General features: G+C 70.8%; 20 protein-coding genes, 1 tRNA gene and 1 CRISPR repeat array. Of the genes, 14 read left to right on the top strand and 7 right to left on the bottom strand.

Annotated features, from left to right (window positions below; all coding sequences use genetic code 11):
• Positions 1 to 17: 17 nt before the first annotated feature.
• Together AB0G11_RS00560 and AB0G11_RS00565 are read right to left on the bottom strand one after the other, a co-directional pair.
• Positions 18 to 887, bottom strand: a complete 870-nt coding sequence (locus tag AB0G11_RS00560; protein ID WP_219504130.1) for a CU044_5270 family protein — start codon at positions 885 to 887, stop codon at positions 18 to 20.
• Positions 874 to 1443, bottom strand: coding sequence for an RNA polymerase sigma factor (locus tag AB0G11_RS00565; protein ID WP_219504127.1), 570 nt, complete (start codon positions 1441 to 1443; stop codon positions 874 to 876). The genes AB0G11_RS00560 and AB0G11_RS00565 overlap by 14 nt, the downstream gene beginning before the upstream one ends.
• Positions 1444 to 1671: 228 nt before the next feature.
• Here AB0G11_RS00565 and AB0G11_RS00570 point away from each other — a divergent pair, with 228 nt between their 5' ends.
• Together AB0G11_RS00570 and AB0G11_RS00575 are read left to right on the top strand one after the other, a co-directional pair.
• The gene (locus tag AB0G11_RS00570; protein ID WP_357583022.1) at positions 1672 to 2154 is read left to right on the top strand and encodes a VOC family protein; all 483 of its coding nucleotides are present in this window, start codon (positions 1672 to 1674) and stop codon (positions 2152 to 2154) included.
• 155 nt (positions 2155 to 2309) lie between these two features.
• The gene (locus tag AB0G11_RS00575) at positions 2310 to 3122 is read left to right on the top strand and encodes a DUF2637 domain-containing protein (protein WP_357583024.1); all 813 of its coding nucleotides are present in this window, start codon (positions 2310 to 2312) and stop codon (positions 3120 to 3122) included.
• Here AB0G11_RS00575 and AB0G11_RS00580 read toward each other — a convergent pair.
• Together AB0G11_RS00580 and AB0G11_RS00585 are read right to left on the bottom strand one after the other, a co-directional pair.
• Positions 3057 to 4046 (bottom strand): aldo/keto reductase, encoded by a 990-nt coding sequence (locus AB0G11_RS00580; protein ID WP_219519939.1) that lies wholly within the window; start codon positions 4044 to 4046, stop codon positions 3057 to 3059. The two genes, AB0G11_RS00575 and AB0G11_RS00580, sit on opposite strands and share 66 nt — an antisense overlap.
• 70 nt (positions 4047 to 4116) lie before the next feature.
• Entirely contained in the window at positions 4117 to 5340 is a 1224-nt protein-coding gene (locus AB0G11_RS00585; protein WP_357583026.1) for a GNAT family N-acetyltransferase, read from the bottom strand.
• Positions 5341 to 5406: 66 nt separating this feature from the next.
• Here AB0G11_RS00585 and AB0G11_RS00590 point away from each other — a divergent pair, with 66 nt between their 5' ends.
• Together AB0G11_RS00590 and AB0G11_RS00595 are read left to right on the top strand one after the other, a co-directional pair.
• Positions 5407 to 8145 (top strand): AAA family ATPase, encoded by a 2739-nt coding sequence (locus tag AB0G11_RS00590; protein WP_357583028.1) that lies wholly within the window; start codon positions 5407 to 5409, stop codon positions 8143 to 8145.
• Positions 8146 to 8435: 290 nt separating this feature from the next.
• Positions 8436 to 8638: direct repeats of the CRISPR family, unit length 21 nt; unit sequence CCCCGCATGCGCGGGGCCGAC.
• Positions 8639 to 8936: 298 nt separating this feature from the next.
• The gene (locus AB0G11_RS00595; RefSeq protein ID WP_357583691.1) at positions 8937 to 9179 is read left to right on the top strand and encodes a recombinase family protein; all 243 of its coding nucleotides are present in this window, start codon (positions 8937 to 8939) and stop codon (positions 9177 to 9179) included.
• Between the two features lie 523 nt (positions 9180 to 9702).
• On the opposite strand, the gene AB0G11_RS00600 is transcribed toward AB0G11_RS00595, so the two are convergent.
• Positions 9703 to 9788 (bottom strand) — tRNA-Leu (locus AB0G11_RS00600).
• A gap of 322 nt (positions 9789 to 10110) precedes the next feature.
• Between AB0G11_RS00600 and AB0G11_RS00605 the strand changes: the two genes are divergently transcribed.
• Positions 10111 to 10704, top strand: coding sequence for a hypothetical protein (locus tag AB0G11_RS00605; RefSeq protein WP_308126180.1), 594 nt, complete (start codon positions 10111 to 10113; stop codon positions 10702 to 10704).
• 234 nt (positions 10705 to 10938) lie between these two features.
• Positions 10939 to 12942 carry a chaplin family protein gene (locus tag AB0G11_RS00610; RefSeq protein WP_357583030.1) on the top strand — a complete coding sequence of 668 codons (2004 nt, stop codon included), beginning with the start codon at positions 10939 to 10941 and terminating at the stop codon, positions 12940 to 12942.
• A gap of 92 nt (positions 12943 to 13034) precedes the next feature.
• On the opposite strand, the gene AB0G11_RS00615 is transcribed toward AB0G11_RS00610, so the two are convergent.
• On the bottom strand, positions 13035 to 13220 hold the full coding sequence (locus tag AB0G11_RS00615; protein WP_219517556.1) for a DUF5703 family protein: 186 nt from the start codon (positions 13218 to 13220) through the stop codon (positions 13035 to 13037).
• A gap of 192 nt (positions 13221 to 13412) precedes the next feature.
• On the opposite strand from AB0G11_RS00615, the gene topA reads away from it, so the two are divergent.
• The 6 genes from topA to ricT all read left to right on the top strand — a co-directional run bounded on the left by topA (position 13413) and on the right by ricT (position 22224).
• A complete protein-coding gene (gene topA / locus AB0G11_RS00620; protein WP_219517554.1) occupies positions 13413 to 16115 on the top strand; it encodes a type I DNA topoisomerase in 2703 nt (900 codons plus the stop codon).
• 54 nt (positions 16116 to 16169) lie between these two features.
• Entirely contained in the window at positions 16170 to 17390 is a 1221-nt protein-coding gene (locus tag AB0G11_RS00625) for a metallophosphoesterase (protein ID WP_357583032.1), read from the top strand.
• A gap of 72 nt (positions 17391 to 17462) precedes the next feature.
• Positions 17463 to 17954 (top strand): helix-turn-helix transcriptional regulator, encoded by a 492-nt coding sequence (locus AB0G11_RS00630; RefSeq protein ID WP_357583034.1) that lies wholly within the window; start codon positions 17463 to 17465, stop codon positions 17952 to 17954.
• Positions 17955 to 18080: 126 nt separating this feature from the next.
• Positions 18081 to 20123 (top strand): dTMP kinase, encoded by a 2043-nt coding sequence (tmk, locus tag AB0G11_RS00635; protein WP_357583036.1) that lies wholly within the window; start codon positions 18081 to 18083, stop codon positions 20121 to 20123.
• A 9-nt stretch (positions 20124 to 20132) separates the two neighbouring features.
• Positions 20133 to 21305, top strand: coding sequence for a DNA polymerase III subunit delta' (locus tag AB0G11_RS00640; protein WP_357583038.1), 1173 nt, complete (start codon positions 20133 to 20135; stop codon positions 21303 to 21305).
• Between the two features lie 79 nt (positions 21306 to 21384).
• The gene (gene ricT, locus AB0G11_RS00645; protein WP_219517562.1) at positions 21385 to 22224 is read left to right on the top strand and encodes a regulatory iron-sulfur-containing complex subunit RicT; all 840 of its coding nucleotides are present in this window, start codon (positions 21385 to 21387) and stop codon (positions 22222 to 22224) included.
• 4 nt (positions 22225 to 22228) lie between these two features.
• On the opposite strand, the gene AB0G11_RS00650 is transcribed toward ricT, so the two are convergent.
• Complete coding sequence (locus tag AB0G11_RS00650) at positions 22229 to 22447, bottom strand: hypothetical protein (protein WP_357583040.1); 219 nt, start codon at positions 22445 to 22447, stop codon at positions 22229 to 22231.
• Positions 22448 to 22609: 162 nt separating this feature from the next.
• Here AB0G11_RS00650 and AB0G11_RS00655 point away from each other — a divergent pair, with 162 nt between their 5' ends.
• Positions 22610 to 23104: a DUF1269 domain-containing protein gene (locus tag AB0G11_RS00655; RefSeq protein ID WP_357583042.1), complete on the top strand. Its 495-nt coding sequence runs from the start codon at positions 22610 to 22612 to the stop codon at positions 23102 to 23104.
• 30 nt (positions 23105 to 23134) lie between these two features.
• Positions 23135 to 23632, top strand: a complete 498-nt coding sequence (locus AB0G11_RS00660) for a hypothetical protein (RefSeq protein ID WP_357583044.1) — start codon at positions 23135 to 23137, stop codon at positions 23630 to 23632.
• Positions 23633 to 23644 lie beyond the last annotated feature (12 nt).

The following is a 23644-nucleotide window of genomic DNA, read 5'->3' on the forward strand; positions in this document are numbered from 1 at the left end:
ATCCCCTTTCAGCCCTGTCAGCCCTTCCGCACCGGAGGCAGCTCGTCCGTCCACCCGGTGGACACCGAGATGAACCCGGAGCTGAACGACAGGTCGCCGTCGTCGACGATGACCAGGTTGGCACGGACCACCCGGGCCTTCCCGGGATCGATGACCAGCTCGATGTCCATGCCGCCGTCGGGGCTGGGGAAACGCACCCGCTGCCCGTCCTCGGCCGGGCCCGCGTTCTCCACCCCCGGCGTCGCGGCGAGCGCGCGGAACGCCGCCGAGCGCACCTCCGCCGGCGCCGGGAGGCCCGTGATCAGCGCGAGCAGGGTGAAGGTGGGATCGCCCCGGACCTCGGAGCCGAACATGTCCTTCTCGTCGCCCGTGCGGGCGGCGATCCACGCCTTCAGCGGCTCCGGGTCCGTCGGCAGCCTTTCGAGCTCCTCGAAGCCGATCTCGGCGCCCTTGAGCCGGAGCGTCTTCCAGGCCGGTGCCGGGACGACGGCGTCGGGCGGATCCCCCGGCACCCCCCTGGTCCAGCGCTTGCCGTCACGCCTGGTCCAGGTCTCCATCGGCGGGATGTCCGACTGGAGCCGCTGATGCCTGACGTGCCAGTACGTCCCCGAACCCTGGGGCGTGCGTTCCGCCGTGGCGGCGGCCATGAGCAGCACCTCCCTGCCCGTGACCGGCGCGCCGTCGTTCGCGGGCGCTCCCGCCGCGAACACCACCGCCGCCGTGGCGCCGGCGGCGACCAGCGCGATCCCCGGGACGAACCACCCGGCCCGCCGGCGCATCCGGCTCGTCCGCGCCCTGCGCCTCAGGCGCTCCCGCCCGCGCGCGACCGCCGCCGCGGACGGCTCCGGCCCGCTCAGCAGGGCGGCGATCTCGTCAAGGTCGTTCATGGGTGGTCTCCTTGTCAGTGAGGGCCTGGATCTTGGCGCGGGCCCGGCTGAGCCGTGAGCCCACCGTGCCGAGGGAAATGCCGAGCGCCTGGGCGATCTCGGTGTAGCTGAGCTGGCCGAGGGCGAGAAGCAGCAGCACGTCACGCTCGCCGCCGTTCAGCGAGGCGAGCGCCACGGCCAGGTACGGCTGCGCGGTCACGGCGGCGACGACCCGGTTCTCGTGCCCCTCCACGACCGGCGCGGGATCCAGCCGGGCCAGCGCCTTGTAGCGCCGGGCCTCCTTGTGGCGATGCCGGGCCACCAGGTTCGTGGCGAAGCCGAACAGCCAGGGCCGCAGGCCGCCTCGCTCCAGGTTGAACCGGTCACGCCGGTCGAACGCCAGCAGAAACGTCTCCGCCGTGATGTCCTCGGCCGCCTGGCTGCCCAGGCGGCCCGTTACGTAGCGGTAGATGTCGTGGAAATACCGGTCATATACGGCGGTGAACAGCTCAGGGTTCCGCCGGTAGCCTGCGACGAGATCGGCATCGGTCACCTGCTCGCCCACATCGGCGGTCATGTGGCCGTCTCTGTCATGAGTGTGCCTTCCGGATGGAGAACGCTACTTTCATCCACCCTTCACGGCACCCGCGCCTTTTCTTCCCGCGACCGCTTCTTCCCGCGACCGCTTCTTCCCGCGACCGCTTTCCTCCCGCGGCCGCGCCGCGGGCGGCCGGCGGTGGGCCGCTCGTTTGAACCGGGGCGGCAGGTGCAGAAGACACGTCACATCACGAGGAGGCGCGTTCGATTGACCGGACAGGACGTCAGGCCCACGCTGTGCCAGGTGGTGCTCGACTGCACCGACGCCAGAGCCCTGGCCGAGTTCTACCGCCACCTGCTCGGCCTGGTCTACCGGCCGGGCGACGAGCCGCCCGAGGCGGGCGGCGACGACGAGCGGGGCCGCGACTGGCTGGTGCTGCGAACCCCCGAGGGCGCTCCGCAACTCGCCTTCCAGCAGGTCGAGCGGCTCCCCGAGCCGACCTGGCCCCAGGACGGGATCCCCCAGCAGCTGCACCTGGACCTGACCGTGACCTCGGTGGAGGACCTGCTGGCCCAGCACGAACGCGTCCTGCGCCTCGGCGGCCGGCTGCTGCTGGACCGCGCCGACGACCCCGAGGAGCCGCTCCACGTGTACGCCGACCCGGCCGGCCACCCGTTCTGCGTCTTCGTCTCACCCCGCGCCGCTCGCCCGAGCCCGGAGGAACGAGACCGAGACCGGCCTGCGCCCTGAGCCGTGAACCGGCCCGTAAACGCAGCGATCGCCCAAGCTGAGCTCGGGCGATCATGTACGAAGGCGTGTGTCCGAGGGGGGACACCGCCGATACGTACATGCCCTTCAGTGCCTCCACCACTCTCGTTCTCCCTGATCGGACGGGGTGAACAGCGATGGCGGCAAGCACTCTCGCGGTTCGTCGCATTCAGCGGACGACCATCGCCGGCGTTGCCTTCCTCGCGCTGGTCGCGGCGGTTGTTTCCTTCAGGCATATGCATGAGCTCTGCCTGCGCCACGGTGAGGACCGTTTCGCGGCGGTACTCATTCCGCTAGCGGTCGACAGGCTGATCGTCGTCGCTTCGATGTCCATACTGCTGGCCAACCGATGTGGTTCCCGCGGTGGTGCCCTGGCCTGGACCCTGCTCGTGGTCGGCAGCCTGGCCAGCCTCGGCGCCAACGTCCCCGTCGCGGAGCCGAGTGTGATCGGCAGAATCATGGCAGCCTGGCCGAGCGCCGCCCTTATCGGTAGCTACGAGTTGCTGATGTCCCAGATCCGCTGGGCAGCCGGCGAGCTGGTGCACGCCCAAGAGGCACTCGCTTCCGCCACAGTGCTCCAGACGGCGCGGATGCCGAGCCCCTGCAGGGTGCGGGGCGGACTTCAAATCTATGAGCCGAGGAAATACGCAGCGGGACCACCCTCATGTAGGGCGGGCCAACGAGGTGAGGCCGGGCACACTGCCGCCGGAGTGGGGGACCACCCCAGCATGCGACGGACCACCCCCGCAGGCGCGGGGCCGACCGTCCCAGCTGTCCCGGACAGGAGGCAGAACATCGGGTGCCACCGGAATACGGCAGAAACGGGCCGCCGACGCCAATCCCCAGTGGTCAGCCCGGCACGCCCGCACTGTGACTCGATCGACTCACGGTCCGGCGTGCACCACGGCGCGTTCGTCCAGCAGGCCCGCCTCGCACAGATCGGACCATAGTCCCGCGGGGATCGGCGCCGAGAACGCCTCCCTGTTGCGCAGTACCTCCTCCTGCGAGCGCATGCCCACGACGACGCCCGCCACCACCGGGTGCAGCAGGGGGAAGGCCATCGCGGCCTGCGGGACGCTCACACCGTGCTCCGCGCAGACGTCCGCGATTCTGTTGACCCGTTCCAGCAGCTCAGGGGTGGCGGGTCCGTAGTCGTACCGCGCTCCCTCGGCGGGCCTGTCGGTGGCCAGCAGACCGGAGTTGAAGACGGAGGCGGCAACGACGGAGACGCCGTGTGCGGCGCATGCGGGCAGCAGCTCGTCCAAGGCGGTGTGGTCCAGCAGGGTGTAGCGACCCGACAGCATGACGACGTCCGCGTCGGTCTCCCGCACCAGACGGGCCAGCTTGCCAGGGTGGTACATGCCCGCGCCCACGGCGGTGACCACACCCTGGGCGCGCAGCTCGGCCAGCGCCGGATAGCCCTCGCGCAGGGCAGCCTCGAAGTGCTGTTCGGCGTCGTGCAGATACAGCACGTCGATCCGGTCGAGGCCCATGCGGGTCAGCGAGTCCTCGACACTGCGCAGGACGCCATCGCGGGAGAAGTCCCAGACCCGGCGATGGGTGGCCGGGACGGCGAAGCTCTCGTCCATCCGCCCTCGCGGGTCCTGCGGGATCAGCAGCCGGCCGACCTTCGTCGACAGCGTGAAATCCGCCCGCGGCCGGCCGCGCAGCAGCTCGCCGATGCGGCGCTCGGAGTGCCCGATGCCGTAGTGCGGCGAGGTGTCGAAGTAGCGGATTCCCGAGTCCCAGGCGGCCTCCAGCGTCTGCGCCGCGGTGTCGTCGTCCAGGGGATCGAACAGGCCGCCCAGAGGCCCGCCGCCGAAGCCCAGTTCGGTGACCGTCGTGGTGCTGCGTCCGAGCCGATGCGTACGCATGTGGTGTGTCTCCTTTGTCAGCGGTTCCGGCATCCGGCCGGAGGCGTGTTGTGCAAGACTCCGCGCCAGGTCAGAAGGCGGGGAAATCCCAGCCTGAGGGGTGGAAGGGCTCGCGTTCCCAGCGGAAGGCGAGCGAGGCGGCGGCGATCGCACCTGGGCAGAATTCCTCGACGCGCCCCGCCGCCGCCAGGGAGGTCAGGGACGTGCCGCCCAGGTAGGCCGCGCCCAGCTCGCCTGCCGTCAGGCGCAGGTCCGGCCGTGCCCGGGTGCGTTCGCAGGTGACGGTGTCGCCATCGGCCAGCAGCCGGTGGCGACCGGCGTTCCATGGACAGAACGGATCCTGGACCTCCAGCACCAGATCCAGGGGCGTCGCGTAGCGGCGAGCGGTGAGCGCGCGGCCGATGTCCACGAGGCGGACCCACAAATTGTCGATCAGCGTGGTGCGAGCCGCGCGTGGGTCGGTGAGCAGGTGCTTGAGGGGTTCGTCGAGGGCGCCGTCGTAGACCAGCCCGGTGTGCGCGTCGAGGTCGATGAGGAAGCGCCACATGGCGGCGTACGACTGCCTGGTGGTGGCCGCGAGCTCGACGACGTGCACGAGGTCCTGCTTGGAGCGATAGAGAGCGTAGCCGGTGACCTCGCCGCCCGCCTCCAGATGGACCGCGAAGCGCAGGGCCGTCCCGCCGTCGCGGGCGCCCTCGCCGTCGGCCAGCCGGGCCTCCCAGAACTTCCCCGTACGGTCCACCCAGCCCACGGAGGTACGGCGGGCGGTGTCGTAGACCTTCTCCAGCAGCGGCTGCGCCCTCTCGCGGGAGAGCAGCCTGATCGTGCCGTCGCCGAGTTCGGTGCCGGGGCGCAGGGCCATGAGCCGCTTCTCGCCGCGGACCTCGGCCACGTGGCTGGCGATGCCGTACCCGAAGCGTCCGTAGATCGTGGCCTCGGCGGCGTTGAGCGCGGCGATCGGCTCGCCGCCCGATTCGTGCAGGTCGGTGAGTTGTCTGCGCATCATCGCGGTGAGGATGCCGCGGCGCCGGTGCGTGGGCAGGACCGCGACGAGCGTGATGCCGGCGACGGGTGTCGTCCCGCCGGGGACGGTCATGACCCGGCCGTAGATCGACGCGCCTCCGACGATCTCCGTACCGTCGTAGGCGGCGAGGGTGCGACCGGGCTCGATGGAGACGGCGGCGTTCCGTAGGCCGCCATCGACCCAGTCCTGGCCGTAGGTCGTGGTGATCATGCGCGCCCACGCGTCGAGCTCGTCGGCACCGATGGTACGCAGCGGGTAGGTGGCTGTCATGGGTTCGAGCCTGGCCGGGTAAACAGGCCCGACACATCTGGCGATCTGGGTATTTATGCTGGTGCCGTGGTGGCGGAGCGCGTGGTCAGTCCCAGGTTCGTCGGCCGGGCAGAGGAGCTCGCGGCCCTGGCAGCGGCCCTGGACACGGCGGTCGAGCAGGGGCCTGCGGTGGCGCTGGTGGCCGGGGAAGCGGGGATCGGCAAGTCGCGACTGCTGGCCGAGTTCGCGCGCACGCTGGGGCCGGAGGTGCGGGTGGTCGCGGGTGCCTGCGCGGAACTGGGCAGCGACGGCCTGCCGTACGCGCCGTTCGTGACGGTGCTGCGCAGGCTGATCCGGGTCGAAGGGATACTGCCGGGCCCCTACCGCCAACTGGCACGCTGGTTCCCGGAGCTCGGCGAGGCGGGCGGCGGGGAAGGCGGCAAGCACCGGCTGTTCGAGGAGGTCCTGTCCCTGATCGAGCGGGTGGCCGCGGACCAGCCGCTGGTTGTCTTGATCGAGGACCTGCACTGGGCCGACGCCGCCACTCGCGAGTTGCTGAGTTTCCTGGCCAGGAACGTGACCCAGGCAGGCGTGCTCCTGGTGATCACCCACCGTCCCGTGGAAACGCCGCTGTCCGAGCTGTCCCGCCACCCGCGCGTGACCACGCTGCGCCTGGAACGCCTGGACCGGGAGGACGTAGGGCGCCAGCTGGCCGCGATCCTCGGCGACGAGCCGGACGCGGCCGTGGCACGCCGCGTCCACGAACGCAGTGAGGGCAACCCGCTATTTGTTGAGGCGCTCGCCCGCGCCGGTGAGCGAACCCCGGACAGCCTGCGTGACCTGCTGCTGCACGGACCGCGCTCGCTGCCGGGCCCCGCTCGCGAGCTGACCCGCCTGGCCTCGGCGGCGGGCGGGCGGGTCAGCCACCGGCTGCTGGCGCAGGTGGCCGGGCAGGACGGGCCCGAACTGGACACCCTGCTGCGCGAGCTCGTCGACCGCGGCCTGCTCGTCACCACGGGCGACGGCTACGACTTCCGCCACGCCTTGATCCGGCAGGCCGTGTACGAGGATCTGCTGCCCGGCGAGCGGGCCCGCCTGCACACCCGCTACGCCGACGCCCTGCGCGATGTCGGGGCCCACGCCGAACTGGCCGCGCACGCCTACGCCGCAGGGAACCGCAGGCAGGCCCTGTCCGCCGCCTACCTGGCCGCAGACCAGGCACACGGGTTCTACGCCTACGAAGAGCAGGTGCGCCTGCTCGACCAAGTCCTCGAACTCTGGGACCCCCACGCGGGGCTGGACGTCGACAGGATCGACATCCTGACAAGGGCTGCTGAGGCATGCATGCTCAGCGGCGACTACGCACGCGGCATCGACTACGCCACCACGGGGCTGAGCGCGATCGACGAACGGCGCGAGCCCGAACGCGCCGCCCAGTTGCTGGAGCTGCGGGGCAGACTGCGGCACCGGTTGAACGCGAACGGCGTCGCCGACTGGGAACGAGCCCTCGAACTCCTGCCCGCCGACCCCGGCAGCATCCAGCGGGGGCGGCTGCTCGGGGTGCTGGCCATGGGCCTGCTGCCCGAGGTGGGCAAGGCACGCGAGGCGTTCGAGGAGGCGCTCGCCGTCGGCCTGCGCACCGGCGACCCCACGGTCACCATCCGCGGACTGCTAGGGGTCGGATCCATGACAGGCGACCTCGGCCTGCTGGCGCAGGCCCGCACGCTCGCCGAACGGCTCGACAGCCACGACCTGCTCATGACCATCCCGATGTACGAGGCCACGATGTACACCAGGACCGGCGACCAGGAGCGCGCCATCGAAGCGGCCCGCGACGGCATGCGCCACGCCCGCAGGTACGGGCTGGGCCGCAGCCGGGGCGCCGAGCTCGCGCGCTACGCCGGGCACGCGCTGATCCTGGCCGGGCGGTGGGACGAAGCGGCCGCCATCCTGCGTGAGAGCATCACGGAGAATCCGCCACCGCTGTCGCGGCAGATCCTGCTCGTCCTCGACGGCTACCTGTCCCTGCTGCGCGGGGATGTGGCCGCGGCAGCCGACGCCGCGGCGGCCGTGGAGCACGCCGACAGCGGAAGCCTGTTCCCCCGCCATCAGCTGTTCTGCCTGCTCGCCGTCGCCCAGGGCAACCCGGAACAAGCCGATCGGCTCCTGGAGCGGGCACTGGCCGACCCGGAGTTCACCCGCGTCTACAGCAGCGACGCTCGTCCGGTCCTGGTCGCCGGCGCGCTGGCACAACGGGCCCGACTCGACCACGACACCGGCGATGACGTGCGGGGGCAGGTCGCCGAACGTCATGCCGAACTCACCACGGCCGACGCGACGCTCGGGGTCGACGGGCCATTCGACCGCGCCTGGCAGATCATGCTGCACGCCCTGATCGAGGACACCGGCTGGGACGAGGCGGCCGCGGCCTGGCGGGAGCTGAGGCAGCCGTACGAACTGGCGCTGAGCCTGTACCACGGCGCGCGGGCGGCGCTGGCCGCGGGCGACAAGCCCGGCGCGACCACCCGAGGAAGGCAAGCCGCCCGGCTGGCCGAGGACCTGGGCGCCGCGCCGCTCTCCCGGGAGATCGCCCTGCTTGGACGACCCCGACCGGCTCAGGACGGGCTCACCGAACGCGAGCACCAGGTGCTCAGGTTGATCACCGAGGGCTTGAGCAACCGGCAGATCGCCTCTCAGCTGCACATCTCGCCGAGCACGGCAGGCGTGCACGTCTCTCACATCCTGACGAAACTGGGCGCGGCAACCCGCACCGAGGCGGCGGCCATCGCCTTCCGCGAAGGGTTGACAGGGCCTTTCTCTTCTTAGAGTGACGTCTCCTACACATCGCCAACGCCCGTTCGCGGTGGCCCAAGCGACAGGATGAGGCATCCACTTCGGGTACGCCAGGCGACGACAAGAAGCGTTCGATGCAACAAGAACAAGCAGCGACGAGGGCACAAGCCACTACGGCGGTCGACTCCAGCTCGATCGAGGCCACCAGGGTGAACAAGGCCGAGCGGTGCGAGCCGTAGTGCTGATCCAGCAGCGGAAGGTAGTTGTTGCCAAGTAGGCGGCCCGTTTCTGCCGTATTCCGGCTGCCCCCCAACATGGACCACCCCCGCAGGCGCGGGGCCGACCCGGGCCGGCCGCCGGCTGGACGGTGGAAGCGGGACCACCCCCGCATGCGCGGGGCCGACGCCGCCTCCTCGTACAGGGTGGTCTCCAGGTACGGACCATCCCCGCATGCGCGGGGCCGACTCGACCAGGCCGACACGGAGGAGTTCGTCCACGGGACCATCCCCGCATGCGCGGGGCCGACACTTGCTCACCTGGGGCTTTAGGAGCTCAGGGGGTGGTTTCCTTCGGTAGCTGAGCTGAATGTCGCATTGCTGCGTTCCTTGATCTCCGGAGAGAGGTATCTCTGTTGACGCCCGTAGCAGAAGGACGATACCGAAGATACCTGGCCGCATGGCTTTGCCGGCGACGGGAGCTGGAGGACCACGTCATCAGCCATCCAGGCCATCCGGCTGAACCCCCGCTACACCAGTCGTCAGGTCTGGAACAAGCAGCGCTAGCAAGAAGAGCTCCTGGACGTCCAGGACGTCACTCAGGGCCACATCACCAAGCTCAAGTGGAATCCCGAGAGCCAGTGGGTCTGGTCGGAGAAGATCGCGCACGAGCCGATCGTGGACACGGAGACGTTCGAGCGTGTGCAGAAGCTGCTGTCGGGGAAAGGCCGCCCCGCTGTCGAGCGCAAGCCCCGTCGCAGTCCGAGAGCGTACGTCCTGCGCGGCCTGCTGCACTGCGGTGTCTGTGCGCGCCGGATGGAAGCCTCATGGAACAACGGCCGCACGCACTAACCGGTGCAAGTTTCCCACCGAGTACGCCCTGGCCAACAAGATCGAGCACCCGCGTACGGTCTACGTCCGCGAGGACCACATCCTTGGCGAGCTGGACACCTGGCTGTGCCAGGTCCTCGCGCCCGGCAACCTCCGGCGAACGGTCGAGACCCTGCTGGAGGCGCGGGACAGTGAGGCAGACCGGGCCGTGATCGAGACGGCCAAGCGGACCGTCGACGACTGCGACCGTCGGATGGCCCGCTACCGGACAACGCTGGACGCGGGCGGAGATCCCGAGGAGATCGGCAGGTGGATGGCCGAGACCCGGGCCGAGCGGCTCAAAGCGGAAGGAAGCCTGCGGGCCGTCAACCGTAAGGAGGTCATGGGGCTGATCCCAAGACTGGCCGAGATGACGCAGGTCCTCAAGGCCGCGGATCCCGCAGACCGGAACGACCTCTACACGCAAATGGGCCTGCACCTCACCTACGAACCCTCAGAAAGAGTCGTCGTAGTTGAAGCCAGGCCCAGCATGTACCGGAGTACGTGTCCGAGGGGGGACTTGAACCCCCATGCCCCGCAAAGGGCACTAGCACCTCAAGCTAGCGCGTCTGCCTATTCCGCCACCCGGACTTGGTGCCTGCACGCGGGACCGTCATCTCGCGTCGGCTCCGTAAGGTTAGCAAACTCTGAGGGGTGCGTCATACCGGTTAACCACCCAGGCGTGGCGGCCCTCGTTTCTTGCCCTCCGCAAGCGCGTGTCGTGGGGCGGCGCGGCAGCTCCGACCCGCTTTGCCCCGATACGAGTGCCGCGAGCTTGACCACTTACTGGGTCTCTTGTGAAAAGCACTTGCGGCAACGTTGGGTGCTGCTACGGTTACGGACCGTTGAGGGGTGAGTCCGTGGACCGGCTCCGCCTGATGGTGGAGCCGGTCCTGGAAACCGAGGAGGACACGTGGCACGCACGGCGCGGCAGACGAGGGCGATGTCCCTCGATGCGTGGCGCGTGCCCGTGACTGTCTCAGCAGAGGATCCGATCACCCGCAGGGCTGACCGGATGGCGCGGTTCGCGGCCGGCGCCCGTCGGGTCGTCGTGCGAGCGGTCGCGGTCGGCAGTGTGCTGGCCGCGGGTTGGCTGCTCGCGCTTCTGTTCGGGATGCTCTTCTCCGCTCCGGCTGCCGCGGATTCCACCGCGGCGACAGGAGCCGGCACACCCCCGCACGCCACCGGGTCCATCACGGACGGTTTCCCCCCGGTAGGCACGGCTCCGGTGTTCGACAACGCCGGGGCGATGGCCGGGCTGAAGGTCGACGGGCTCACCAGCCAGTCGGATCCCGGCCTCCCGCCATCCTCCACCGCCGACAACATCCTGGACACCGATGGCTTGGTGCCCAACGGCAGTGGCAACGGCCCGTTCGGGTCCAACATGGGGGACGTCGCGAGGTCTGTCTTCGACCCGCGGCTCGAGGTCATGCACGTCGCTCTTCCGTACGTGCTGCCCCCTGTCGTCCGCACAGCGGCGGACGACCCTTCTTTCTCTCCTGACTGAGTCCCCGCGACAGAGTTCCGGCTTTCCGATGCCGGTGGCGGAGCGCGGCTTCGATCCCTCCGCTCATGGCGGTTCACGACTTTCCGCCAACGGGTGACACGTCAGTCCCTGGTTCGCGATTTCCCCGAGGTCTCCGCTGTGCGCGGCGCCCTGCGATTCCGCAGGCCCCGCACGGGCCACGGCTGGGTGCGAACTGTCAGGTAATCCCCCAAGAAATCAGTAGGAGTATCCATTATGCGTACGTGGGCGAAGGCTTCGGCCCCAGCGGCTCTGCTCGCGGTGGCGGTCATGTCGTTCGGCGGCGGCACCGCGCTCGCCGACACCGACGGTGACTCCTCCGTCGGCGGCGGCAACCAGGTCAACCTGCCCATCTCGCTGCCCATCGACATCAGCGGCAACGCGGTCGGGGTGGCCGGCGAGTCCAGCGCCAGCTCCAAGGGGGGCGCGTCGGTGGTCGACACCGGCCGGGGCGGCATCCCCAACGAGACGTCCGGCAGGTCCAGCGTCCTGGGCGGCAACCAGGTCAACGCGCCGATCAGCGCCCCGGTCAACGCCTGTGGCAACGCGGTCTCGCTGTTCGGCAACTCCGACGCCGGGTGCACCGGCGGCTCGACGGTCAAGACCTCGGGCAAGGGCGGCGCCGGCGGCAACCGCACCTCGGGCGACCACAGCCTGATCGGCGGCAACCAGATCACCGCGCCGATCACGGCCCCGATCAACGCCTGCGGCAACGCGCTGGCGATCTTCGGTGACGCCACGGCGGGCTGCAAGGGCGGCGCCTCGGTGCACAACACCGGCACCGGCGCCGGGGGCAACACCACGTCGGGCCGCTCGTCGGCGCTCGGCGGCAACCAGGTGATCGCGCCGATCAGCGGCCCGATCAACATCTGCGGCAACTCGGTGGCCGTGTTCGGCGAGGCGTTCGCGGGCTGCAAGGGCGGCTCGTCCGTCACCAACGGCGGCGGCCACGGGCGCCACTACCACAGCTCCCGCCACGTGGGCTCGACCGGCAACGACACCGACGGGCGCTACGGCGCCGGCAGCGGCAACCAGGTCATCGCCCCGGTCAGCCTGCCCATCACCGCCTGCGGCAACGCGGTCGGCAACGCGCCCGCCGGGTGCGAGGGCGGCTCGTCGGTGCACAACTCGGCGGCCGGCTCCGGGGCCGGTGGCAACCACACGTCGGGCCGGTCGGGCGTGCTCAGCGGCAACCAGGTGGTCGCCCCCGTCACGGCTCCGGTCAACGTCTGCGGCAACGCGGTGGCGCTGTTCGGTGAGGCGTTCGCCGGGTGCAAGGGCGGCGTCTCGGTGAAGAACGGCGGCAAGGGCGCAGGCGGCAACGTCACGTCCGGGCGTTCCGGGGTCGGCTCGGGCAACCAGGTCGTGGCTCCCATCACCGCCCCGGTCAACGCGTGCGGCAACGCGGTCGCGGCCCTCGGCCTGTCGGAGGCCCACTGCAAGGGCGGCGCGTTCGTCTCGCCCCACAACGGCGTGGGCGCCGGTGGCAACACCACGTCCGGCCGGTCCGGCGTGCTGGCCGGCAACCAGGTGATCGCGCCGATCACCGCCCCGGTCAACGTCTGCGGCAACGCCGTGGCCGTCCTGGGTGACGCTGCTGCCGGGTGCCTGGGCGGGGCGCACGTCGGCACCCCGCCGCACCACGGCCACTACAAGAACCACAGCAGCAAGGCCCAGGCGGCCAAGGGCGGCGGCGTGCTGCCCGCGCTCCCGGCGGTGCCCGCGCTGAGCGGCATCCAGGACGCCAGCGGTGTCGCCCAGCGGATGAGCGGCGGCTCCGGCCTGCCGCCGCTGCCGGTCGTCGGCGACGTCGCCGGCACGCTCGGCCTGCCCGCGGTCCCGGGCCTGCCCGGCGTGCCCGCCCAGCCCGCCACCCCCGCGGTCCAGGGCAAGAAGCCCGGCGTCCAGGGCAAGAAGCCGTCCGTCCAGGGCAAGCGGCCGGGCGTCCAGGGCAAGCAGCGGACCTCCGCCGCGACCGGCCCGGTGTCGGCGCTGGAGCCGGCCACCGCCCTCGTCTCCTCGACCCCGGTCGGCGGCGCCGTGAGCTCCGCGACCGGCAGCCTGCCCACGGGTGACCTGGGCCTGATGAGCGCCGCCCAGCCGACCGGCGTCACCGGGATGTCCACCGGCTCGCTGTTCGCGCTGGTGCTGGGCGCCATGTGCGCCGCCTCGGCCACCCTGTTCGCCACCACCCGCCGCTTCCGCCTCGGCCGGAAGTAGCAACACCTGGCCACTGCCCGCAGCCGGCGGGCAGTGGCCCATAGACGCTTTGCCCGTTCCGGGGGCGCGGCCCGGGGCGGGCAAAGCCTTTGTCATAGAGTGCTGCGCACGCGCACGATCTTTCGGCGCAGCCGTACACGGCGGCTCCCGTCGGGATGGAGCCGCACCCGGGCGAGCTCCCACTGGCCGTACTCAGCGTGCTCGGTCAGCAGCTGACGTGCGGCTTCGCGGGACAGATCGCGCGGAATGAAGATATCCATGTAGGAGTAGTCGAGCACAACGATTAGTCTCCAGGGTGAGTCAGGGCGCCATGCGTCTCGATGGGCCCTTATTCTGCGTGCTTGTGGGTGGACCCGGAAGCTAGTGGGTAGCCCCGGGGGAAGGAAAAATCCGCGAGTCGGGTTACCTTTCAGATCTGTGCCGGCTCCCGGCAGGGGGAATTGCAAGCGAACAGCGAGGTAGGAAGCAGCGTGCCAGCCAACAACGGCAGCGCCGGCGGAACACGCCTGGTGATCGTGGAGTCGCCCGCCAAGGCCAAGACGATCGAGCGGTACCTCGGCGCCGGCTACGTCGTCGAGTCCAGCATCGGCCATATCCGCGACCTGCCTGAGCGGGCCGACGACATCCCCGAGAAGTTCAAGGGGGAGACGTGGGCACGCCTTGGCGTCAACGTGGAGCACGACTTCGAGCCGCTGTACGTCGTCAACCCCGACAAGCGCTCGCAGGTGAGCAAGCTCAAGCAGCTGCTCAAGGACGCCGACGAGCTCTACCTGGCCACTGACGAGGACCGCGAGGGCGAGGCGATCGCCTGGCACCTGCGCGAGGTGCTCAAGCCGCGGGTGCCGGTGCACCGCATGGTGTTCCACGAGATCACCCCGCAGGCGATCCGCAACGCCGTGGCCAACCCGCGCGACCTCAACCTGCGCCTGGTCGACGCCCAGGAGACCCGCCGCATCCTCGACCGCCTCTACGGCTACGAGGTCAGCCCGGTCCTGTGGAAGAAGGTCAAGCCGAGGCTGTCGGCGGGGCGCGTCCAGTCGGTGGCGACGCGGCTGGTGGTCGAGCGCGAGCGCGAGCGCATGGCGTTCACGGCTGCCCACTACTGGGACCTCCAGGCGCTGTTCGACACCGGCAAGGCCGAGGAGCGGCCGCGCGACTTCACCGCCACGCTGACCGGTGTCGACGGCAAGCGGGTCGCCCAGGGCCGCGACTTCGCGAGCACCGGCCTGCTCAAGAACAACGACGTGCTCCACCTGACCGAGGCCGCCGCGGGCGAGCTGGCCGGCCGGCTCCAGGGCTCGTCCTACGCGGTCAAGTCCGTCGAGCGCAAGCCGTACACCCGCAAGCCGTACGCGCCGTTCCGGACGACCACGTTGCAGCAGGAGGCCAGCCGCAAGCTGGGCTTCTCCGCCAAGTACACGATGCAGGTGGCGCAGCGCCTCTACGAAGAGGGCTACATCACGTACATGCGTACCGACAGCATCACGCTGTCGGAGACGGCCGTCGCCGCCGCGCGCTCGCAGGCCATCAAGCTGTACGGCGAGGCGTACGTGCCGGACAAGCCGCGCGTTTACAGCGGCAAGGTGAAGAACGCGCAGGAGGCGCACGAGGCGATCAGGCCGTCGGGCGAGCAGTTCCGCACGCCCGGCGAGACGGGGCTGACGGGCGACAAGTTCCGGCTGTACGAGCTGATCTGGCAGCGCACGGTGTCGTCGCAGATGAAGGACGCCGTCGGCGAGTCGGTCACGGTCAAGGTGGGCGGCAGGTCGTCGGCGGGCGAGGACGTCGAGTTCACCGCCTCCGGCCGGACGATCACGTTCTATGGCTTCCTCAAGGCGTACGTGGAGGGTCACGACGACCCGTCGACCGACCGTGACGACTCCGAGAAGCGGCTGCCCAACCTGGCCGAGGGCGACGCGCTGAGCGCGACCCGGCTGGACGTGGCGGGTCACTCGACCAAGCCGCCCGCCCGCTACACCGAGGCGTCGCTGGTCAAGGAGCTGGAGGATCGCGAGATCGGCCGCCCGTCGACCTACGCGTCGATCATCGGCACGATCCTCGACCGCGGCTACGTGTTCAAGAAGGGCACCGCGCTGGTGCCCTCCTTCCTGGCGTTCGCCGTGGTCAACCTGCTGGAGCAGCATTTCGGCAACCTGGTCGACTACGACTTCACGGCCGACATGGAGAAGGTGCTCGACGACATCGCCAACGACCGGGCGGAGCGGGTGCCGGAGCTGCAGCGCTTCTACTTCGGCGGCGACGGTGACGAGGGCCTGAAGGAGATGGTCACCGACCTGGGCGACATCGACGCCAAGGAGATCAGCTCGTTCCCGATCAGGGGCACCGACATCGTCATCCGCGTCGGCCGCTACGGCCCGTACCTGGACCGCGACGGCGCCCGGGTCAACGTGCCCGAGGACATGACGCCCGACGAGCTGACCGCCGAGAAGGCCGAGGAGCTGTTCTCGCGCCCGACCGGCGACCGTGAGCTGGGCCGCGACCCGGTGACCGGGCACATGATCGTCGCCAAGGACGGGCGGTTCGGCCCGTACGTGACCGAGATCCTGCCGGAGGAGGCGCCGCCTGCCGAGGGCGCCCCGAAGAAGCGGACGAAGAAGGCGGACGCCCCCAAGCCGCGCACCAGCTCGCTGTTCAAGACGATGTCGCTCGACACGATCACGCTGGACGACGCGCTGCGGCTGCTGACGATCCCGCGCGAGGTGGGCGAGCTCGACGGCGAGCCGGTGGTGGCGCACAACGGGAAGTTCGGCCCGTACCTGAAGAAGGGCACCGACTCGCGCTCGCTCGGGTCCGAGGAGGACCTGCTGACGGTCACGATCGAGCAGGCGAAGGAGCTGTTCGCGCAGCCGAAGCAGCGTGGCAGGGGCCGGGCCGCGGCCGCGGCGCCGCTGCGCGAGCTGGGCGAGGACCCCAACTCCAAGAAGCCGGTCGTGGTCAAGGAGGGTCGTTTCGGGCCGTACGTGACCGACGGCGAGACCAACGCCTCGCTGCGCAAGGGCGACACGGTCGAGGAGATCACGATCGAGCGGGCGGCGGAGCTGCTGGCCGAGCGGCGTGAGCGGGCGCCCGCGCCGAAGAAGACGACGAAGAAGGCGCCGGCCAAGAAGGCCCCCGCCAAGACGGCCGCGAAGAAGCCCGCCGCCAAGTCCTGAGAGCCCTCTCAGCGGCCGTACGCGGGCTTGATCGCGCGCTCGTAGCATGACGGCGTGCTCTTCGTCTTCTTCATGGTGGCTCTGGTCGCGGCCGTCCACTATTACCTGTGGCACCGGCTCGTCCGCTCCACCACCGGGCCGGGGAGGCTGCGCAGGGGCCTGAGCTTCGTGGTGGCGGGGCTGTTCGTGCTCGTGGTGGCGACCTTCGTGGCCTCGCGTATGGAGGCGTTCCACTGGCTGGCGTGGCCGGGCTATCTGTGGATCGCGGTGATGTTCTACCTGGTCGTGTTCCTCGTGGTGCTGGAGGTGCCGCGGGCGGTGGCGGCGCTGGTGATGCGCCGTCGCGGCAGGCGTCCGGCGCCGGTGGTGGAGCTGGTGCCCGCCGGGGCGGGGCCGTCGGGGCCGTCGGGGCCGTCCGAGGAGCCCGGGCCCGCCGCCGACGGCATGAGCAGGCGGCTCTTCCTGGGACGGGCCACCGCCGCGGTCGCGGGCGTCGGGGCGCTGGGCACGGTCGGCTACGGCGCGTCGGTGGCGCTGGGCGACCCGGTGATCGAGCCGGTCAGGGTGACGCTGCCGGGGCTCGACCAGCGGCTGCGCGGGCTGCGCTTCGCCGTGGTGAGCGACATCCACCTGGGGCCGCTGACCGGGATCGGGCACACCGAGCGGATCGTGCGCATGATCAACGGCCTGGAGCCCGACGTGGTGGCGATCGTCGGCGACCTGGTCGACGGCTCGGTGTCCGCGCTCGGGCGGCTGGCGAAGCCGTTCAAGAACCTGGAGTCCCGCTACGGGGCCTATTTCGTGACCGGCAACCACGAATACTTCACCGAGCAGGGGCCGGGCGAGTGGATCGAGGAGCTGGCCGACCTCGGCGTGCGGTCGCTGCGCAACGAACGGGTGGAGATCCGCCATCAGGGCGCGGTGCTGGACCTGGCCGGGGTGAACGACGTCAACGGCGTCACCATGAACGACGGGCCCGACTTCGCCAGGGCGCTCGGCGGGCGCGACCCGAACCGGGCCGCCGTCCTGCTCGCCCACCAGCCGGTGCAGGCGGAGAAGGCCGCCGAACACGGCGTCGACCTGCAGCTCTCCGGCCACACGCACGGCGGGCAGATGGTGCCGTTCAACCTGATCGTCCCGCTCCAGCAGCCCGTGGTGTCGGGGCTGGGCACGGTCAAGGGCATGCCGGTGTACGTGACGCGCGGGGCCGGATATTGGGGCCCTCCAGTGCGTGTCGGAGCGCCGCCTGAGATCACTATGCTGGAGCTGCGCTGACTTTACGCAAACCAGTGGTCACGCTGGGCTAATCTAGAGTAGTATCCGAACGGATACTACGGGAGGTGACGGATGAAGCCCGACGTCAAGTTCTGGGCGGAGCACGGCGCGATGCTGCTCAAGCACGCCCGCCACACGGCGCGGCTGCACCAGCAGCAGCTCGCCGAGGGCAGCGGCACCTCGCGCACGACGCTCTCGGCCTATGAGCACGGGCGCAAGTCACCCACCCTGGAGACGGCCGGGCGCATCCTCGACGCCGCCGGGTTCCGGCTGGCGCTGGAGCCGAAGGTGGAGTTCGCCGGTTCTGTGCCGAGTTGTCTGCCACGGCTCCCGGTGTCCGCGGCCCTGGGCATTGTGGCCCACGGCGGCCGGGTCTACGATCTGGCCGACCGCGAGCAACGCCGCGAGGCCTATGCGGCGCTGCTGAGCGAAGGCCGGCCGCAGGACGTGCTCGATCACGTGGATGGGGTGTTGCTCGTCGAGCTCTGGGAAGATCTCGATCTGCCCGCGCCCGTCCGCACGGCCTGGGCGCCGCTGATCGAGCGGGCCAAGCGCGGTGACTGACGGAGCTGGGAGCGGAGACGGTGTCCATGAGCGGTGCACTCCCCGACACACTGACCGGTGCGCTTACCAGCGCACAGCCGGTCATATCCGACTCGCCGCTCCCCCTGACCTGGATACGCTGACATCATGACCGTCCTTGGCCGCCGCCGACAGGCACACGTGCTGGCAAACGCGCCGTTCCGCCGGCTGTGGACTGCCATGTCGGTGTGCAGCCTGGGTGACTGGCTCAACATCCTCGCGCTGACCGCGATGGCCGGAAACCTCACCCAGGGCGACTACCGCACCCAGTCTTTGGCCATCGGCGGCGTGTTCGTCGCCAAGATGCTGCCCGCCGTCCTGCTCGGGCCGCTCGCCGGGGCGTTCGCCGACCGGTTCGACCGGCGGCTGACGATGTTCGCCGCCGACCTGGCCCGCTTCGCCGTCGTGCTGTCGATCCCGATCGTCGGCAGCTACCAGTGGGTCATCGTCGCCACTGTCCTCGTCGAGTGCGTCAACCTGTTCTGGGTCCCGGCCAAGGACGCCACCGTTCCCAACCTGGTGCCCAAGGAGCAGCTGGAGTCGGCCAACCAGCTCAACCTGATGGTGACCTACGGCAGCGCGCCGGTCGCCGCCGCGCTGTTCGCCGCCCTGTCGGTGGCCGGCGACGTGGGGCGCAACCTCGTGCCGGCGCTGGCCGGGGTCGACGCCACCGCGCTGGCGCTCGTCGTCAACTCCTGCGCCTACCTGGTGTCGGCGTTCCTCATCTTCACGCTGCGCGACATCCCCAAGCGCGACGGCGCGATCTCCACGCCCTCGGTGCTCAAGCAGATCGTCGAGGGCTGGCGGTTCGTCGGCGGCAACCGGCTGGTGCGCGGCCTGATCATCGGCATGCTGGGCGCGTTCGCGGCCGGCGGCGCGGTGGTGGGCGTCGCCAAGATCTACGTGGTGGCGCTGGGCGGTGGCGACGCCGCCTACGGCGTGGTGTTCGGCGCCGTCTTCGTCGGCATGGCGCTGGGCATGTTCTTCGGGCTGCGGCTGCTGCGCGAGCTGTCGCGGCGGCGCCTGTTCGGGCTGTCGCTCATCGTGGCCGGGCTCGTCCTCATGGCCATCGCGCTCATCCACAACCTGGTGATCGTGGTCATGCTGACCGTGGCGCTGGGGGCGTGCGCGGGCATCGCCTGGATCATCGGCTACACGCTCATCGGCCTGGAGGTCGAAGACGGGCTGCGCGGGCGCACGTTCTCGTTCCTGCAGTCGACGGCCCGGGTGACGCTGCTGCTGGTCGTCGCCGTGGCCGCGCCGCTGGCCGCGCTGTTCGGCGAGCACCTGCTGACCTTCGGCGACCTGACCTACGAGTTCAGCGGCACCAACCTGGTGCTGCTCGTCGGCGGCGTGGTCGCCGCGCTCGTCGGCGTGCTCGGGCTGCGCCACATGGACGACCGCAAGGGCGTCCCCATCACCGAGGACCTGATCGCGGCGCTGCGCGGCGAGCGGTTCAAGGCCGGGCCCGCCGAGCACGTGCCGGGGCTGTTCGTGGCCTTCGAGGGCGGCGAGGGGTCCGGCAAGACCACCCAGTCCAGGATGCTCGCCATCTGGCTGCGCGACCAGGGCTACGACGTGGTGCAGACCCGCGAGCCCGGCGCCACCAAGGTCGGCATGCGGCTGCGCGCCATCCTGCTCGACGCCGCCGAGCGCGGCCTGTCGGCGCGGGCCGAGGCGCTGCTCTACGCCGCCGACCGGGCCGAGCACGTCGAGAAGGTCATCCGGCCCGCCCTCTACCGGGGGGCGCTGGTGGTGTGCGACCGCTACGTCGACTCCTCGCTCGCCTACCAGGGGGCCGGGCGCGCGCTCGACCCCGGCGACGTGTCCAAGGTCAACGCCTGGGCGACGGGCGGGCTGGTGCCGCACCTGACCGTGCTCATCGACACCCCGCCCGAGGTGGGGCTGACCCGGCTCGGCGGGGCCGCCGACCGGATCGAGTCGGAGCCGCTGGAGTTCCACGAGCGGGTGCGCAAGGAGTTCCGCGCGCTGGCCGCCGCCGCGCCCGAGCGCTACCTGGTCGTCGACGGCACCCTGGAGCCCGACGAGATCACCCGCGCCATCCAGGACCGGGTCCGCGAGATCCTGCCCGACCCGGTGCCGCGCACGTCCGAGGACATCACGGGCACGATGCCCGCCATCCGCGACTAGCCTTGACCCGTGGGTGTCTTCGATGACCTGGTAGGCCAGACCCAGGCGACGGCCGTGCTGTCGCGGGCCGCCGCGGCCGCCGCCGAGGCGGTGAGCGGCGGGCGCGGCGCCGGCATGACGCACGCCTGGCTGTTCACCGGCCCGCCGGGCGCGGGCCGCGAGGACGCCGCCCGTGCCTTCGCCGCCGCGCTGCTCTGCCCCGACGGCGGCTGCGGCCACTGCGACCAGTGCCACCAGGTGCTCATCGGCTCCCACCCCGACCTGGAGTGCGTACGCCCCGCCGGGCTGTCCTACAGCGTCAAGCAGACGCGCGAGCTCATCCTGCGCGCGGCGGGCGCGCCGACCCAGGGCCGGTGGCGGGTCATCCTGTTCGAGGACGCCGACCGGGCCACGGAGTCCGCCGCCAACGCCCTGCTCAAGGCCATCGAGGAGCCGCCGCCGCGCACCGTGTGGCTGCTCTGCGCGCCCGCCCCCGACGACCTGATGATCACCATCCGGTCCCGGTGCCGGCTCGTCACGCTCACCACGCCCGGCACCGAGGCCGTCGCGCACCTGCTGGCCACCCGCGACAGCGTCCCCTGGGAGACCGCCCAGTTCGCCGCCCGCGCCGCCCAGGGCCACATCAGCCGCGCCCGCGCGCTGGCCCTGGACGAGGGGGCCCGCCGCCGCCGTGAGGCCGTGCTGTCCATCCCCCGGTCGCTGTCGGGCGTCGGCGAGTGCGTCAGCGCCGCCGAGCGGCTGGTCAAGACCGCCGAGGAGGAGGCCGCCGCCGCCACCGCCGCGCTCAACGAGAACGAGACCACCGAGCTGCGCAAGATCTACGGCGAGGGCTCCACGGGCAAGGGACTCAACCGGGGCCTGGTCAGGGGTGGCGCTGGGGCGCTGAAGGACCTGGAAGACCGGCAGAAGTCCCGCGCCACCCGCATCAAGCGCGACTCGCTCGACGCGGCGCTGCTGGAGCTGGTGTCGTTCTACCGCGACGTGCTGGCCATGCAGTTCGGCGCCGGGGTCGAGCTGGCCAATGACGACCTCCGCTTCGACCTCGACCAGGTGGCCAAGGCGACCACCCCGGAGGAGACGCTGGGGCGCATCGACGCGATCATGCGCTGCCGCGAGCGCCTCGACCTCAACGTCAACCCGCAGATCGCGGTCGAGTCCATGATGCTGTCGCTCAGGGCGTGAAGCTCCGTCCCGGCGCGGCGCGTACTGTGGCAGGTACGTGTCCCCGACGCCGGTAGGAGGCGAGCACGAGCCCATGGGAATGATCATGGCCGTGAGCTTCACCCGCTACGGACGGCTCTACTACCTCGACCCCGGCCCGCACAGCCCCGCGGTGGGCGACAAGGTGCTGGTCCCGACCGACGCCGGGCCCGAGGTGGCGGAGTGCGTGTGGGCGCCGCAGTACACCAGCGAGGACATCGACGGCCTGCCCGTCTGCGCCGGCCTCGCGGGCGAGGAGCACCTGACCCGCGACGAGACCAACAAACGCCGCAGGGCCGAGGCGCGCAGCGTCTCCAAACGCCTGATCAAACGCCACACGCTGCCCATGAAGGTGGTCGGCGTCGACTACCTCGACCAGGACAACGTCTACACCGTCTACTTCTCGGCGCCGCACCGCGTCGACTTCCGCGCACTGGTCCGTGACCTCGCCCGCAACCTGCGCGCCCGCGTCGAGCTGCGGCAGATCGGCCCGCGCGACGAAGCCCGCCTCCAGGGCGGCATCGGCCCGTGCGGGCGCGACCTGTGCTGCGCGACGTTCCTCAAGGACTTCGAGCCGGTCTCCGTCCGCATGGCCAAGGACCAGGACCTGCCGGTCAACCCGCTGCGCATCGCCGGGGCTTGCGGGCGGCTGATGTGCTGCCTCAAGTACGAGCACCCGCTGTACGTCGAGACCCGCTACCGGATGCCGAAGAATGGCAGCCGCGTGAGCACCCCGCAGGGCGACGGCACGGTGGTGGGCCACAACGTGCCCGCCGACACGGTGACCGTGAGGCTGGACGACGGCGGCAGGCGCTGCGCGTGCCCGTCGGCGTCGGTGTGCTCGCCGCGCATCCAGCACGACACGATGTACGGCAAGCCGTCAGGCGAGGAGGAGAGCTAGCCCGTCACGCCTCGGCCGCGGCCTCCCAGTCGTGGCAGGGCCGCAGCGCGTGGTGCCGGTAGATCATGCCGAGCGCCTGCGCGGTGGCCTGGGCGTACACGCCCTCTCCGGCGGGGCCGCACAGGCAGTCGGGCGACCGCTCGTGTCCGACGACGTCGTCGAGCGGCCGGATGTGGACGACCTTGTGCACGGCATGCCCCTTGACCTCGACCGGGAATTGCATGCAGTTTAAGGCCATTTGTCCGCTTTGTGGTGATATTTCCGGATGTCTTCTGCGCGGACCTCGCCGCATGCGGAGGGGATGTTTTTGCCTGGCCGTGGTGGCCGCCCGATCGCGAAAGGGGGATCACCTGGAGCACATCGCCACGTCGAGGAAGAAGACCCCATGAGCAACCTCATCGCCATCTCCTACCCGGACGTCGCCACCGCCGTCGCCGTCCGCGACCGCCTGATCGAGCTGCAGCGGCAGAACCTGATCACGCTGGAGGACATGGCCATCGTCGAACGCCGGGACAACGGCACGATCAAGCTGCACCAGAGCGTCGGCACGACCGGCATGGGCGCGGCGAGCGGCGCGCTGTGGGGCGGCCTGATCGGGATGCTGTTCTTCATGCCGCTGTTCGGCATGGCGCTGGGCGCGGCTACCGGAGCGGCCGGCGGCGCGATGACGGACCTCGGGGTCAACGACGCGTTCATGCGGGAGCTCGGCGACAAGCTGGAGCCCGGCACCGCCGCACTGTTCGTCCTGGTCGTGCGGAGCACCCCGGACAAGGTCATCCCGGAGGTCCAGCCGTACGGCGGCCACGTCATCCAGACCTCCCTCAGCCGTGAGGAGGAGGCGCAACTGCGCGACATGATGGAGAGCACCGGCGCGCGCTGACCGCGCGGCACGCCCCGCTCGGGTCATCCCATGGACCACCATCACGGGAACGGCGCCCGGCGGCCGAGAGACTACACCGGGGCGGTCTACGGATCGCTGCTGGCCGCCTCCGTGGTGGCCGGTGCGGGGACGCTCGGCAGATTCCCGCGCCTGGAGCTGGTCCTGCTGCTGCTGGGCACCAGCGTGGTGTTCTGGGCCGCCCACGTGCACGCCCGCCTGTTCGGCGCCCGTACGGTCTTCCGCTCCGCGAGCCTGGCCGACATCCGCCGGGCCGGCGTCGAGGAGTGGCCGATCGTCACGGCGGCGATCCCGCCGGCCGCGGTGGTGGCCGTCGGCCCGTTGCTGGGCCTCGAACCGCAGGCCACCGTGTGGCTGGCCCTCGTGGTCGCGATTGCCGGTCAGGTCGGCTGGGCGGCCGCCGCGGCGGTGGGGGTCGGCGCCTCCCCGCGCGCGGTCCTCGGCACGAGCGCTGTCAACCTGGTGCTCGGGCTGATCATCGTGGCGCTGAAGGCCGCGTTCCACCACTGATGACCGAGGTGA

It is taken from the genome of Nonomuraea sp. NPDC023979 (assembly GCF_040639085.1).
In the GTDB taxonomy this organism is placed as follows: domain Bacteria; phylum Actinomycetota; class Actinomycetes; order Streptosporangiales; family Streptosporangiaceae; genus Nonomuraea; species Nonomuraea ceibae.

Excerpts from the sequence above, each read along its gene's own strand:
- AB0G11_RS00560 (WP_219504130.1), bottom strand. The coding sequence starts at position 887 with ATGAACGACCTTGACGAGATCGCCGCCCTGCTGAGCGGGCCGGAGCCG.
- AB0G11_RS00565 (WP_219504127.1), bottom strand. The coding sequence starts at position 1,443 with ATGACCGCCGATGTGGGCGAGCAGGTGACCGATGCCGATCTCGTCGCA.
- AB0G11_RS00575 (WP_357583024.1), top strand. The coding sequence starts at position 2,310 with ATGGCGGCAAGCACTCTCGCGGTTCGTCGCATTCAGCGGACGACCATC.
- AB0G11_RS00580 (WP_219519939.1), bottom strand. The coding sequence starts at position 4,046 with ATGCGTACGCATCGGCTCGGACGCAGCACCACGACGGTCACCGAACTG.
- AB0G11_RS00585 (WP_357583026.1), bottom strand. The coding sequence starts at position 5,340 with ATGACAGCCACCTACCCGCTGCGTACCATCGGTGCCGACGAGCTCGAC.
- AB0G11_RS00610 (WP_357583030.1), top strand. The coding sequence starts at position 10,939 with ATGCGTACGTGGGCGAAGGCTTCGGCCCCAGCGGCTCTGCTCGCGGTG.
- AB0G11_RS00630 (WP_357583034.1), top strand. The coding sequence starts at position 17,463 with ATGAAGCCCGACGTCAAGTTCTGGGCGGAGCACGGCGCGATGCTGCTC.
- tmk (WP_357583036.1), top strand. The coding sequence starts at position 18,081 with ATGACCGTCCTTGGCCGCCGCCGACAGGCACACGTGCTGGCAAACGCG.
- ricT (WP_219517562.1), top strand. The coding sequence starts at position 21,385 with ATGATCATGGCCGTGAGCTTCACCCGCTACGGACGGCTCTACTACCTC.
- AB0G11_RS00650 (WP_357583040.1), bottom strand. The coding sequence starts at position 22,447 with ATGCAATTCCCGGTCGAGGTCAAGGGGCATGCCGTGCACAAGGTCGTC.
- AB0G11_RS00655 (WP_357583042.1), top strand. The coding sequence starts at position 22,610 with ATGAGCAACCTCATCGCCATCTCCTACCCGGACGTCGCCACCGCCGTC.
- AB0G11_RS00660 (WP_357583044.1), top strand. The coding sequence starts at position 23,135 with ATGGACCACCATCACGGGAACGGCGCCCGGCGGCCGAGAGACTACACC.